We start from the raw sequence: 12,448 nt of genomic DNA on the forward strand, positions 1-12,448 counted from the left end.
CCTTACTTTAACGCGATGGGTAATGTTAGGGAATATGACAGTCCAGCTCTCAGATGCCCGCCTGACCAACATGATCGCCGAAGGGTGTGGCGAGATCCTCAAAGGTGTTCGCAAAGGTGGCCTTTTGCGCGGCCGCGCGCTCGGGGACGCGGGTGATGAACTGGCGCAATCCTGGATCTCCCGGGTCTTGGAACAACACCGCCCCGATGATGCATTCTTGTCCGAAGAAGCCGTGGATGACCTGGACCGCCTAGGCAAAAAGCGCGTGTGGATTGTGGATCCACTCGATGGCACCAAGGAGTTTGCCACCGGCCGTCAGGACTGGGCGGTGCACATCGCGCTGGTTATCGATGGCACCCCCAAGCACGCCGCCGTTGGCTTGCCGGACTTGGGCGTGACTTTCAAGTCTTCGGATGTGCGCGCGGTCAGCGGCCCGCTGTCCAAGAAATTCGTGGTCTCGCGCAACCGCCCGCCAAAAGTGGCCGAATACATCACTGAGCAGATGGGTTACGAGGCAGTCGGCATTGGCTCCGCGGGGGCGAAGGCCATGCACGTCCTGCTCGGCGACTATGACGGCTATATCCACGCCGGTGGCCAATATGAATGGGATCAAGCAGCACCGGTCGGTGTGGCACTAGCCTCCGGGCTGCACTGTTCGCGTCTCGATGGCAGTCCCATGACCTTTAATAATGAAGATACCTATATCCCGGACTTGGTCATCTGCCGCCCAGAGCTGGCCGATGAAATCTTGGAGCACGCAGCGCAGTTTACGGCGAGTAATCCCTCTAGCTAGGACTATGCGAAGGCCCGGCTATCCCCTAAACTGGGCGGCATGACTAACGCTGCTTCCATCCCCACTCCCTATGAAGAACTGCTGAAAAAGGTTCTAGAAACCGGCGCGGAAAAATCTGACCGCACCGGTACTGGCACCCGTTCTCTTTTTGGGCATCAACTGCGTTATGACTTAAATGAATCATTCCCGCTGCTGACCACCAAGAAGGTGTACTTCCACGGTGTTATCGGCGAGCTGCTGTGGTTTTTGCGCGGCGAGTCCAACGTGTCGTGGCTGCAGGAAAATAAGATCCGCATCTGGAATGAATGGGCCGATGCCAACGGCGAATTAGGCCCTGTCTACGGCGTGCAGTGGCGCTCCTGGCCTACTCCTGATGGCCAGCACATAGACCAGATTGAAACGGTCATGGACCAGCTGAAAAATAACCCCGACTCCCGCCGTATCTTGGTCTCCGCGTGGAATGTCTCGGAGTTGGACAAGATGGCGCTGATGCCATGTCACTTGCTTTTCCAGCTCTATGTTGCCGAAGGCAAGCTGTCGATGCAGGTATACCAGCGCTCTGCTGACATGTTCTTGGGAGTTCCATTCAACATTGCCTCCTACGCCGCATTGACCCATATGTTTGCGCAACAGGCCGGCTTAGAGGTTGGTGAGCTCATCTGGACTGGCGGTGATGTGCACATCTACAACAACCACATTGAGCAAGTCAAAGAGCAGCTTGCGCGCACTCCGCGCGCGTATCCACAGCTGAAGCTGAACAAGGCGAAGAGCATCTTTGACTACAACTTCGACGACTTCGAATTAGAAGGCTACGACCCACACCCCACCATTAAGGCTCCAGTCTCCGTCTAGGATAAAGACATGAGCTTTCTTGGTGCGATTTGGGCGCAGTCCCTAGATGGAATCATCGGCGACGGTAAGCAGATGCCGTGGCACGTGCCAGAAGATCTGGCTCATTTTAAAGAAGTAACGATGGGCAGCCCCGTGATCATGGGGCGCAATACATGGGAATCGCTGCCGAAGAAATTCCGTCCTCTTCCAGGCCGGGAGAACTTCGTGCTCTCTTCTCGTCAGCCCGGTGACTGGTCTGACGGCGCCACGGTGCTTAGCCACCTTCCGGAATTAACCGAAGGCTGGATCATGGGCGGCGGTCGACTCTATGCCTCCACCTTGGAGCAAATGGACATCCTCGAGGTCACCCTCATGGACGTAAACGTCGCGGACGCTTATGGCGCTGACGCCGTATATGCCCCGGATATCCCCGAGGCCTTTAGCCAAACGGCAGATTCGGGTTGGCTGACCTCCACCAAGGGGCATCTGACCATCCCGGATCAGCCGGCCAGCGAGCTGCCCATCAAATATCGATTTATTAGTTATGAACGAAAGGACGCTGCCTAATAATGGCTGTTGCAACTCCAGAAACTACCGAGCACGTTACTGTCTTCTTCGCTGACTGGTGCCCATTTTGCGCCCGTTTGCGCGCAGATTTAGATCAGTCTGAGACCCCTTATGCGGCCATCGATGTCGATAATGGCGCCGAAGGCAATGATGAGCTCAACGAGTGGATCAAGTCCGTCAACGACGGCAACCGCATTGTGCCCACCGTGTTGTACTCCGATGGCACTCATGCCACCAACCCACCGGCGGATGACGTGCGCGCCAAGCTAGAAGAGCTCAGCGCCTAATTATCGTCTTCCCCGAATAGCTCCAACATGTCTTTCGGGGATAACGTGGTGTTTAGCCCAGCTAATTCCTTGGAATAGATGGTTTTCAGGTATGCCTCTAATGCGTCTTTCAGCTGCTGGGCATCAAATTTATTCAGCAGCAAAAGGCGTTTGGGGTCACCTCCGCGCACTAGCTTGTCGATGGCTAAAGTTTCCACCCCATCCTGCGACGACATAGTGTGCACGACAATCTCACGACGCTGCACGTCGATAAAGTGTGGGTCCGGGGTGCCTGCGGCGCCTTGTTGTGTCATACCCTCAAACTAGCGCACTCGGATTAGGGATACGTCATATTCTCCCGCAAATTTTCCCTGTCATCGACTGGACCATCCCAGTTTTAGCAAGCGGTTGTCACTCAGGTAATCTAGAGACGTTCACAACCGACCTTCGCAGAATCTTCGGGTTCGCGGTTTGTTGTGAACGGCCCTGCCTTAGTAGCTCAGTGGATAGAGCACGGCTCTCCTAAAGCCGGTGTCGCAGGTTCGACTCCTGTCTAGGGCACTTTGTGATCAGTCGAGACATAGTTGACACTATGAGTCGAGACATGGTTGACAAACTAGCGGTTACTATTTGTAAAAATGGTGACTGCTATTTTTCTTGCCTGATCTGGCGCGACCGTGCATGGAGTTCGCGCACCTCACCACTTAATTCCGGGTCGGGTCCTGCAACTGGCACGCCTGGCGCAACTGCATTGATTGGCAATGATGCGACGGGGCCGTCCGGGATTCCTAATTCACGGTGCCATTGAAGCAATTGTTGGCTGCTCGATGCATAAACAATTCGACCGAGCCCGACCCAAGCATGAGCTGCTGCGCACATTGGACAGTGCTCGCCCGAGGTATACGCCGTTGCGACAGCACGCTCCTCAGGACTTAAATTAGCTGCTGCCCAGCGTGCAATCGCAAACTCAGGGTGCTGGGTATTATCACCGGAAGCTACCCGGTTTCGATCCTCAAAAAGCACGTCGCCGTCAGCACTGACGAGGATGGAGCCAAAGGGCTCATCGCCAGCTTCAAGCGCCTCGTGCGCTAGCTCTACACAACGTCGTAAAAATGCGCGTTCATCTGCTGCGATAGAATTCTCAGTCATGCAATCAATCCAATCCTCGGAATCGGTTCCACACCGCTTACTGTAGCCCATCTCGTGTGGACCATTCCCGGAGATACCGCCCTGCGGACGCTGCGCGTTAACCAACCCAGCTGGTTTCTTCTTGGTAGATAGACCAAGAGGCACGCAAACGGGAAAGTGTAACCAATGACAAACGCCCCCGTTGTTCAACGGGAGCGCCTGCTTATTTGCTTGTGGGGTTAGGACTAGCTATTTGCTTCGCCCCACACGGTCTCCAGCACTTGCTGGAAGACTTGCTGTGGCTGTGCCCCTGACACTGCGTACTTGTTGTTAAATACGAAAAATGGGACGCCTTGAACACCAATCTGTGAAGCTTGATTGATATCGGCCTGCACAGCGTGGTCGAGCTCTTCGTTGTCCATTTTCGCCAATGCTTCGTCACGGTCAAGGCCCACTTCAGCAGCAAGGTCTGCCAGAACTTCACGGTCTTCCACGTTTTTACCGTCGGTGAAATATGCCTTGAAAAGGTTTTGCATCAGCTCATGCTGAACACCTTGTTGCTCCGCGAAGTGAGAAAGTCGGTGTGCACGACGTGAATTCACAGTCAGTGCTTGGTCAAAGTTGTAGTCCAACCCAACTTCCGCGCCGCGCTGCGCAACACCGTCATTCATCTGCTTGAACTGCGCCACCGGCATACCTTTTTGCTTGGCCACGGCTTCTGCTGACGGCAAGGGAGAATTCTCAGGATAATCGGGCATCAGCTGGTAGCTGTGGTAGGTAATCTTCACATCATCACGATGGGAGAATTCTTCTAGGGCTAGCTCTAGATGCCTATCGCCCATCCAGCAAAATGGGCACATGACGTCCGACCAGACGTCTACAGTAATTGGGCTGTTGCCTTGTTGTTCATCGCTCATGAGCAATTTCCTTCCACATCACATACACCAACGTTGTCTTCACCAAATGGCTGTAGAAACGCAAAAGGTTGAGGCTGTGCAGGCTGCGCAGCAGCAGTTCCCGAAGCCTCGTTGGATGCAACGTCGTCTTGTTTTATCGATTGTTGATTTCCACTATCGCTTTGAGGATTCATATTTTCCACCTTTTGAATATCGCTTCAATAAGGTTCAACGACAAAAATGCACTTTCTGTTCCCAAAGTAGCGAAATGATTGTTGTATCAACAACCTGCAGCGATTCCACGGCATACCAGTGATTACTGAGTTGTTTCCCTTTCCCATTCATGGTTCATAGGGTAAGTTTTGTAACGGAAGTTTCCGAAGTTATGCCAGTGCATTACTGGTGTCTGGTTAGGAGTTTATTCGTGTCAGGAAATGAAGCATCGAAAGGCGCTGGGCAATACTCGCGCCGCAATGTTATTAAAGCCGGTGCCTTCGCTGCCGCGGCTGGCATTCTTGCCATCGGAGTGGGCACGGTGACTGCATCGCGAGCATCTGCACTAGGGCCTGTGCTGGGCACGGTCGTTGATTACTCCGCAGGGGTTCCGGGCGCTTCTGCACTGAAGGCAGCAGGACACATTGGTGCCGTCCGCTACGTTTCCCAAAAGCGCCCCGGCGCAGAATGGATGGCCGGTAAACCTGTGACCCGGCAAGAAACTGAAGCTATGTCCGCGCAAGGACTAGCGACCGCTTCCGTCTACCAGTTTGGCCGCGCCGACACCGCCGACTGGAAAAAGGGAGCTGCTGGCGCTGCCATTCACGCACCGCAGGCTATTGCCATCCACCACGCTGCTGGTGGCCCAACTGGGCGCCCAATCTATGTCGCCATTGACGACAACCCCACGCGCCAACAGTACGACGCCCAGATTAAGCCTTACCTCCTGGCATTCCAGACCGCCTTACGTGCTGCCGGCTACAGCACTGGTGTGTACGGCAATTACAACGTCATCGAATGGGCAAGCAATGACGGCATTGGCTCGTTTTACTGGATGCACGATTGGGGTTCAGGCGGAAAGATCCATCCGCGCACGACCATCCACCAGCTGCCACAAAGCAAGCAGCGCACCATCGATGGCGTCGTAGTAGATATCAATAACGTCTACGCACAAGACTGGGGCCAGTGGAAGCCTGGCCAGACTGGTGGCACTCCATCTCAGGGTAACTCCGGCAATACTTCCCCACAGCAAGCTACAGCTGACTTGCTCAATGGCCTAAGCTCCGCGGTACCAGGCGTGGACACATCTGGTTCCTCAGTAACTCCTGAACAAATTGACCAAGCCGGCAAACTGGCTCAACAATTAGGCGGGATGATTAACCGTTAATCGGTAATGATTCTTTGCTGTGAGGCACTGCCGCTCCTTGATTTTTGAGATTCCGAGAACCAGGTGGCGGCATCTCTCAGTTTTTCTTCCGATAATTGTGTACGCACGAGCTTGGTCAGATCTTCGGCGGAGCCTGAAACCGAAGCGGCGACGATGAAGTTGTCACCAAAGGAAACTGAGGAGTGGATCTGACGGTTATTGGACCAGCCCCACTTGGTGCCAACAACACCGTCTAAGACTGCGGTACCGAAGTCCTGCTCGTAGCCATCGGCAGCCACCTCATCAGGCTGTGACATCGCAACGAGGACTGGATGCAACACATCTTCGTTCCTAAGGGCATCAATAAACTTCGCCACGTCGTACGTCGATGTCACGGAATGCCCCCAATACTCCCCTGATTCAGTGGTGTAGAGGCCATACTTTTCCGCCACGGCATCGATGGATTCCGGATAGCTTTCAAATAAATCGTTCGCGATGCCGTCATCCGAGGTCGAAATCATCTGCAGCGCTTGATACTTTTCTTCCTCTGTCCCTTCATCTATTACATAATCTGCAATATAAAGCTTGGACAGACTGAGCGCGGGACGGGCGAATCTTTCATTCACTGTTCCCAAATGCATGCCGTTATCTAAACGAATGTACGTTAGCTGAGTTTTCGATTCATCGATAACAATCTCATCGGGGCTAATAACAGCATCACCAAGGCTTTCCAGTTCAGAATCTCCAATAGAGTTCTCTTCCATCCTAGAGATGCTGTTGGCATTGTTTGCACCTTTGCCGTCGCCTGCGCCCGGAGCCGTTGCGCGGGCGACAATCCATGTTCCAATCATGCACACGATGATGACGAGCACAACCGCCACTATTTCGAGCCGGCCGCCTTTAGCCCGGGGACCATCTATTTTTGACACAGCTTAGATAATACAAAGACACCCTATGCATTTTGCATAGGGTGTCTTTGATCGCTGTTTAGCTCAGTGTTCTACAAGTTTCTAGATATTCCTACACTGAGTTGAACGCAGATGGTTTAGTGATCGACCGGAGCCTCAACACCAACACCAGTCAGAGAACGAACTTCCATCTCAGCAGCCAGAGCTTCGAGGTTATCCGGCTTACCAACCATGGTGCCAATGTAACCACACAGGAAGCCCAGTGGAATGGAGACCAGACCTGGCGAGCTCAGTGGGAAGAAGGACCAGTCAGCGTTAGCGAACATGGACGTGTCGGAACCGGAGACTGCTGGGGAGAAGAAAATCAGTACCAGACAGGAAACCAGACCGCCGTAAATGGACCAGACAGCACCGGTGGTGTTGAACTTGCGCCAGTACAGGGAGTACAGAATGGTTGGCAAGTTTGCAGATGCTGCAATTGCGAATGCCAGGGATACCAAGAACGCAACGTTCTGAGTCATCGCTAGGATGCCAAGGATAATCGAGGCGATACCGAGGATGACCACGGTGATGTGGGAAACGCGGACTTGCTCTTCTTCCGAAGCCTGACCATCACGCAGCACTGCGTCGTAGATGTCGTGTGCAATGGAGGCAGATGCAGTAATAGCCAGACCGGACACCACTGCCAGAACAGTAGCGAAAGCGACTGCAGAAATAATCGCCATAAAGACGGTGCCGCCAACTTCGAGAGCCAGCAGCGGTGCCGCTGCGTTTGCGCCACCTGGAGCATCCAGAATGCGGTCCGGACCAACCAGTGCTGCTGCACCGTAGCCCAGTACCAAGGTGACCAGGTAGAAAGCACCGATGATGCAGATTGCCCAAGTAACGGAGCGACGAGCCTCTGTTGCGGTCGGAACCGTGTAGAAACGCATCAGAACGTGAGGCAGACCAGCGGTACCCAGAACCAGGGACAGACCAAGGGAAATGAAGTCAATCTTGGTAGCGGTGGTTGCACCGTACTGCAGACCTGGCTCCATAATTTCGTGAGCGTCGTAGCCACGATCAACTACTGCCTGAGAATCAGCGTGTGTTTGCACGGCTAGATCAAACAGGGTGGAAAATCCACCCTTGATCGCAACGAAGACCAAGATCGCCATGATGAAGACACCTACAACCAGCAGAACTGCCTTAATCATCTGCACGTAGGTGGTGCCCTTCATGCCGCCGATAAGAACGTAGATGATCATGATGACGCCGACGACACCGACGACTACGGCCTGCCAGTGGAACTCGTGGATATCCAGAAGAACGGAAACCAGGGAGCCAGCGCCTGCCATCTGGGCAATCAGATAGAACAGGGAAACGAACATGGTAGCCAAAGCAGCAGCCACGCGGACTGGCTTCTGGCGCAGACGGAAGGACAAAACGTCCGCCATCGTAAAGCGGCCAACGTTACGCAGTGGCTCAGCAACGAGCATCAGCGCAACCAACCAAGCTACGAAGAAGCCCACCGAGTAAAGGAAGCCATCGTAGCCGTTCAGCGCCACCGCACCGACGATGCCCAGGAAGGACGCTGCGGAGAGGTAGTCACCGGAAATTGCTAGACCGTTTTGGCGGCCGGTAAAGGTGCCGCCACCGGTGTAGAAGTCAGATGCCTCAGAAGTGGACTTACCTGCGCGCAGGACCAGCCACAAGGTAACAATAAGGAAGACCAGGAAGATCGAGATATTAAGAATCGGATTTCCGGTCGAAAATTCAGCCTCTTGGGCAAGAATAATAGGGTTCACTTTTCTTAACCCTCCATTTCTTCACGGATTGCAGCCGCTTGAGGCTCAATATTTTTATTGGCGTACTGGATGTACAACCAGGTAATAAGGAATGTGGTAACAAACTGCAAGAGGCCAAAAACTAGGCCTATGTTGAAACCACCACCGATTTCAATTGCCATAAAGTCGTGCGCAAAAACTGCGGTAACCACGTAAAGCAAATACCAGGCCATAAATGCCACGGTCATCGGAAAAGCAAACTTACGGTATGTACTCCGCAGCTTTTGGAACTGCGGGCTCTTTTGCATAGCGATGAACTCATCTGCCGATGGCTCACGACGCTTGCTCGGAGAGGCTGTAGCACCAGACATTGGTTTCTCCTTGAACTTTCACTAGTCTTATCCAGTTTTTAACTAGATAGGATTTTTCTAATAGACGGATTCATGCCATTCCCCAGTGCCAGGGATCACATTCCGGCCTATTAAGTAAGGTACCGAACAAGACTTGTTAGGGTGAAGAATTAATTAACCAATTCACCCTTAACAAAAAATTACACCCCCGAAAATTCCGCTGACCTGCACTTGTTATGACTAGCAAATCACCCCCGAAATTGATGATTCGTCACTTTGCTAAGTTTGCGAAGCCGCCTTTTGCAGTGAAACTGGCCACAAAATGAAGCATTTTCGATGGATTTTTAGGGTGGACGCCATGAAATTGCCATATTTCTCTCATGGATTTGATAGGAGGAAATGGCCTAAAATCGCGCCGGCTCCAAAACGCAAAAATTCCCCTGCATCCTAAAAGGAGATCAGGGGAATACTTGCGCAGCGTTAGCACATAGCTACATGCTTATCCTTCGTCGCCGGGCCACGTGCGTGGGTCGTTTCCTGCACGACCGTTAGGGTCATTGAGCGAATCCATAACTTCCATCTGAGCACGCGAAAGCTCGAAATCCTTAGCTTCTATATTTTCTACAAGACGCTCACGACGCGCAGACTTCGGAATGATGACGATGTCTTTTTGCATCAGGTATCGCAGTGCCACTTGTCCCTCAGAGCGCTCCAGCTGAGCTGCGATAGCCTTAATATCTGGGTTGTTGAGGATCTTGCCGCGAGCTAGCGGGGACCACGCCTGGGTAATGATTCCGTGCTTTTTATGAAAGTCCGTAAGCTCTGGCTGACGGAACGTAGGGTTGAGCTCCACCTGGTTCACTGTTGGCACAATGCCAGTTTCCTCGATGAGGTTTTCTAGAACTTCCTCGTAGAAATTCGCGACACCCACGCTGGCGATCTGACCCATTCCCTGCAACCGGGCAATTTCCTCAAAGGTTTCGACGTACAGTCCACCCTGCGGCCATGGCCAGTGCACCATGTACAGATCGAGGTAATCGAATCCGAGTTTATCCAACGAGGTTTGAAAAGCTTCGCGCACCTTGTCCCGGCCATGGTGGTCGTGCCAGACCTTGCTGGTGACAAAAAGCTCATCGCGGGTGACGTCGCCGGCAGCCATGGCGTCATTAAGAGCTTTGCCGAGGGCTTCCTCGTTCTTATACAACGTGGCGGTATCAAAGTGACGGTAGCCAAGTTCGATGGCCTCACGGACTACTTTGATGCATTCGTCATCACGAAGCTTGTAAGTGCCCAAGCCAATCTGTGGAATCTCCCGCTCATCATTGAGCGTCAACGTCGGAACAGGGATCTTATTGGTTTCAGAAGTCATGGTTCTTATTGTGCCTTGAAATAGTCCGCTTGTGTGCGACTAAGCCCGAATTGCACATGACTCACTCCCCTATTAGGGCTCTCAGATATGAAAAATCCCCGCTCCGTACAACTTAAAGGAGTGGGGACGCTATGAGCTCAAGATGTAGCCAAGACTAATTAGCGTTAATAAGGTCGATAACAAAGACCAGGGTGCGACCGGACAGGGGGTGTCCGCCACCTGCAGGGCCATAGGCCAACTCTGGTGGAATGGTCAGCTGACGACGACCGCCAACGCGCATTCCTGGGATGCCTTCTTGCCAGCCAGAGATAAGGCCGGTCAATGGGAACTCAATGGACTGTCCACGATCCCAAGATGAGTCAAACTCCTGGTTGGATTCGTACTCAACGCCAACGTAGTGAACTTCAACTACTGCGCCGGCCTGTGCTTCAGCACCGTCGCCAACGACAATATCTTCAATCACCAATTCGGTTGGTGCTGGCTCAGTTGAAGCTTCAATGATTGGCTTATCCATAAAGTAAACATCTCCTTGACGTCGTGTCTAAATGCGCCTGTTTTGACGTATTCGGGCTTTCCGAACTTAGACAGTCAATAACTGCCTCCATTGAAACAAGCCGATGCCCGAGGGGCACGCTTAATATCTGAGAAGCCTGCGACTCTTCAGCACAGCCGTTCCTAGCTTGAGGGCGAGAATTCAAGTGCTAACTACTGAAAGTTTCAATGGATTCAATTATTGGCATAACACTCGCCTCGAAATTGAAAAAGTCGAATCAAGCTTCCCCAATTATAAACGAGGAAGTTGATTCGACTTAATTATCGAGGATAAATGCCAGATTAGTAATGCAAACGTTATGAAACTTTGCACACTCTTCCAACAGCTTTATCGTCGTAAGCTTGCACTTTCGCTCTTAGCGCTCAGCGCGTGGAACGAAGGTGCGAGGAGCCTCACCGGTGTAAATCTGGCGAGGACGGTTAATCTTGGTGTTCAGTGCCAGCTGCTCACGGTACTGAGCGATCCAGCCTGGGAGACGACCGATTGCGAACAATGCGGTGAAGAACTCGGTTGGGAAGCCCATTGCGCGGTAGATCAGACCGGTGTAGAAGTCTACGTTCGGGTAGAGCTTGCGGGATACGAAGTAATCATCCGCCAGAGCAATCTCTTCCAGCTTCATCGCCAAGTCCAGCAATTCATCGCCACCGAGGTGCTCGAGTACCTCGTGTGCGGTCTCCTTGACGATGGCTGCGCGTGGGTCGTAGTTCTTGTACACGCGGTGGCCGAAGCCCATCAGGCGAACGCCCTTTTCCTTGTTCTTCACGCGGTTCATGAACTCGGTTGCGTCACCGTCGTGGTTGTTCTTGATGTCTTCCAACATCTCTAGAACAGCGGAGTTAGCGCCACCATGCAAAGGACCGGACAAGGCGTTGATGCCGCCGGCAATGGAGACGAACATGTTGGCCTGTGCGGAACCAATCATACGAACGGTAGATGCGGAGCAGTTCTGCTCGTGGTCAGCATGCAGGATAAACAGCTTGTCCAAAGCCTTAGAAACCACAGGGTCCACCTCGTATGGCTCGGTTGGGTAACCGAACATCATGCGCAGGAAGTTCTCACGTGCATTGAGAGAGTTATCTGGGTACATGTATGGCTTGCCCTGGGACGCACGGAATGCGTACGCAGCCAACATTGGAACCTTCGCCAGCAGACGAACAGTTGCCTTATCTAGCTGTTCCTCATCCAATGGGTCGAGCTGATCCTGATAATAAGTCGACAGGATGTTCACGGAGGAAGCCAGCACCGCCATTGGGTGCGCGTCACGTGGGAAGATGTTGAACTGAGCCTTGAAGTCCTCGTCCAACAGGGTGTGGCGACGGATATCATTGCTGAACTTGTTGAGCTGCTCTTCGGTTGGAAGCTCGCCCTTGATCAGCAGGTAGGAAACCTCGTTGAAAGTAGCATTCTGCGCTAGATCCGCGATGTCGTAGCCGCGGTGACGTAGGATGCCCTCTTCACCATTGATGAAAGTAATCTTGGACTCGGTAGAGCCGGTAGCGGTGTAACCAGGGTCAAAGGTCACCAAACCAGTTTCGTTGCGGAGCTTGGAGATATCAAAACCATTGTCGCCCTCGGTCGAGTTGACCATGTCCATCTCGTACTCGCCGCCTGGGTAGAGCAGCTTGACCTTGTTATCGTCGGATGCCACGTAGGTGTCCTTT

General features: G+C 52.9%; 15 protein-coding genes and 1 tRNA gene. 7 read left to right on the forward strand and 9 right to left on the reverse strand.

The features are described 5' to 3' along the window. Positions 1 to 34: 34 nt before the first annotated feature. From CAMM_RS09490 to CAMM_RS09505, 4 genes are read left to right on the forward strand one after another with little or no spacing between them, the layout of a single operon-like run. Positions 35 to 793, forward strand: a complete 759-nt coding sequence (locus CAMM_RS09490) for a 3'(2'),5'-bisphosphate nucleotidase CysQ (RefSeq protein WP_171974891.1) — start codon at positions 35 to 37, stop codon at positions 791 to 793. Between the two features lie 39 nt (positions 794 to 832). Then, positions 833 to 1,645, forward strand: coding sequence for a thymidylate synthase (locus CAMM_RS09495; protein ID WP_003846497.1), 813 nt, complete (start codon positions 833 to 835; stop codon positions 1,643 to 1,645). 9 nt (positions 1,646 to 1,654) lie between these two features. Continuing rightward, positions 1,655 to 2,191, forward strand: a complete 537-nt coding sequence (locus CAMM_RS09500; protein WP_003846498.1) for a dihydrofolate reductase — start codon at positions 1,655 to 1,657, stop codon at positions 2,189 to 2,191. 2 nt (positions 2,192 to 2,193) lie between these two features. Continuing rightward, positions 2,194 to 2,478, forward strand: a complete 285-nt coding sequence (locus CAMM_RS09505) for a mycoredoxin (RefSeq protein ID WP_003846499.1) — start codon at positions 2,194 to 2,196, stop codon at positions 2,476 to 2,478. On the opposite strand, the gene CAMM_RS09510 is transcribed toward CAMM_RS09505, so the two are convergent. Next, a complete protein-coding gene (locus CAMM_RS09510; RefSeq protein ID WP_003846501.1) occupies positions 2,475 to 2,771 on the reverse strand; it encodes a cg0963 family protein in 297 nt (98 codons plus the stop codon). The genes CAMM_RS09505 and CAMM_RS09510 overlap by 4 nt on opposite strands. A 174-nt stretch (positions 2,772 to 2,945) precedes the next feature. On the opposite strand from CAMM_RS09510, the gene CAMM_RS09515 reads away from it, so the two are divergent. Continuing rightward, positions 2,946 to 3,018: transfer RNA gene (locus tag CAMM_RS09515), tRNA-Arg, on the forward strand. A gap of 87 nt (positions 3,019 to 3,105) precedes the next feature. Here CAMM_RS09515 and CAMM_RS09520 read toward each other — a convergent pair. Further along, on the reverse strand, positions 3,106 to 3,606 hold the full coding sequence (locus CAMM_RS09520; protein ID WP_040354918.1) for a nucleoside deaminase: 501 nt from the start codon (positions 3,604 to 3,606) through the stop codon (positions 3,106 to 3,108). Between the two features lie 224 nt (positions 3,607 to 3,830). Next, a complete protein-coding gene (locus CAMM_RS09525; protein WP_003846505.1) occupies positions 3,831 to 4,502 on the reverse strand; it encodes a DsbA family oxidoreductase in 672 nt (223 codons plus the stop codon). Positions 4,503 to 4,548: 46 nt separating this feature from the next. On the opposite strand from CAMM_RS09525, the gene CAMM_RS12890 reads away from it, so the two are divergent. Continuing rightward, on the forward strand, positions 4,549 to 4,797 hold the full coding sequence (locus tag CAMM_RS12890; protein WP_155803955.1) for a hypothetical protein: 249 nt from the start codon (positions 4,549 to 4,551) through the stop codon (positions 4,795 to 4,797). 108 nt (positions 4,798 to 4,905) lie between these two features. Further along, on the forward strand, positions 4,906 to 5,862 hold the full coding sequence (locus CAMM_RS09535) for a DUF1906 domain-containing protein (RefSeq protein ID WP_050759835.1): 957 nt from the start codon (positions 4,906 to 4,908) through the stop codon (positions 5,860 to 5,862). Here the strand turns inward: CAMM_RS09535 and CAMM_RS09540 are convergent. The 6 genes from CAMM_RS09540 to CAMM_RS09565 all read right to left on the reverse strand — a co-directional run bounded on the left by CAMM_RS09540 (position 5,859) and on the right by CAMM_RS09565 (position 12,435). After that, the gene (locus tag CAMM_RS09540) at positions 5,859 to 6,770 is read right to left on the reverse strand and encodes a hypothetical protein (protein ID WP_003846510.1); all 912 of its coding nucleotides are present in this window, start codon (positions 6,768 to 6,770) and stop codon (positions 5,859 to 5,861) included. The two genes, CAMM_RS09535 and CAMM_RS09540, sit on opposite strands and share 4 nt — an antisense overlap. A gap of 116 nt (positions 6,771 to 6,886) precedes the next feature. Further along, complete coding sequence (locus CAMM_RS09545; protein WP_003846512.1) at positions 6,887 to 8,536, reverse strand: solute symporter family protein; 1,650 nt, start codon at positions 8,534 to 8,536, stop codon at positions 6,887 to 6,889. Positions 8,537 to 8,541: 5 nt separating this feature from the next. Further along, positions 8,542 to 8,886: a DUF485 domain-containing protein gene (locus tag CAMM_RS09550; RefSeq protein ID WP_003846513.1), complete on the reverse strand. Its 345-nt coding sequence runs from the start codon at positions 8,884 to 8,886 to the stop codon at positions 8,542 to 8,544. A gap of 478 nt (positions 8,887 to 9,364) precedes the next feature. Further along, positions 9,365 to 10,234 (reverse strand): aldo/keto reductase, encoded by an 870-nt coding sequence (locus CAMM_RS09555; RefSeq protein WP_003846515.1) that lies wholly within the window; start codon positions 10,232 to 10,234, stop codon positions 9,365 to 9,367. 154 nt (positions 10,235 to 10,388) lie between these two features. Further along, a complete protein-coding gene (locus CAMM_RS09560; protein WP_003846517.1) occupies positions 10,389 to 10,748 on the reverse strand; it encodes an FKBP-type peptidyl-prolyl cis-trans isomerase in 360 nt (119 codons plus the stop codon). Between the two features lie 394 nt (positions 10,749 to 11,142). Next, positions 11,143 to 12,435 (reverse strand): citrate synthase, encoded by a 1,293-nt coding sequence (locus CAMM_RS09565; RefSeq protein ID WP_003846519.1) that lies wholly within the window; start codon positions 12,433 to 12,435, stop codon positions 11,143 to 11,145. Positions 12,436 to 12,448: the final 13 nt, after the last annotated feature.

It is taken from the genome of Corynebacterium ammoniagenes DSM 20306 (assembly GCF_001941425.1).
In the GTDB taxonomy this organism is placed as follows: domain Bacteria; phylum Actinomycetota; class Actinomycetes; order Mycobacteriales; family Mycobacteriaceae; genus Corynebacterium; species Corynebacterium ammoniagenes.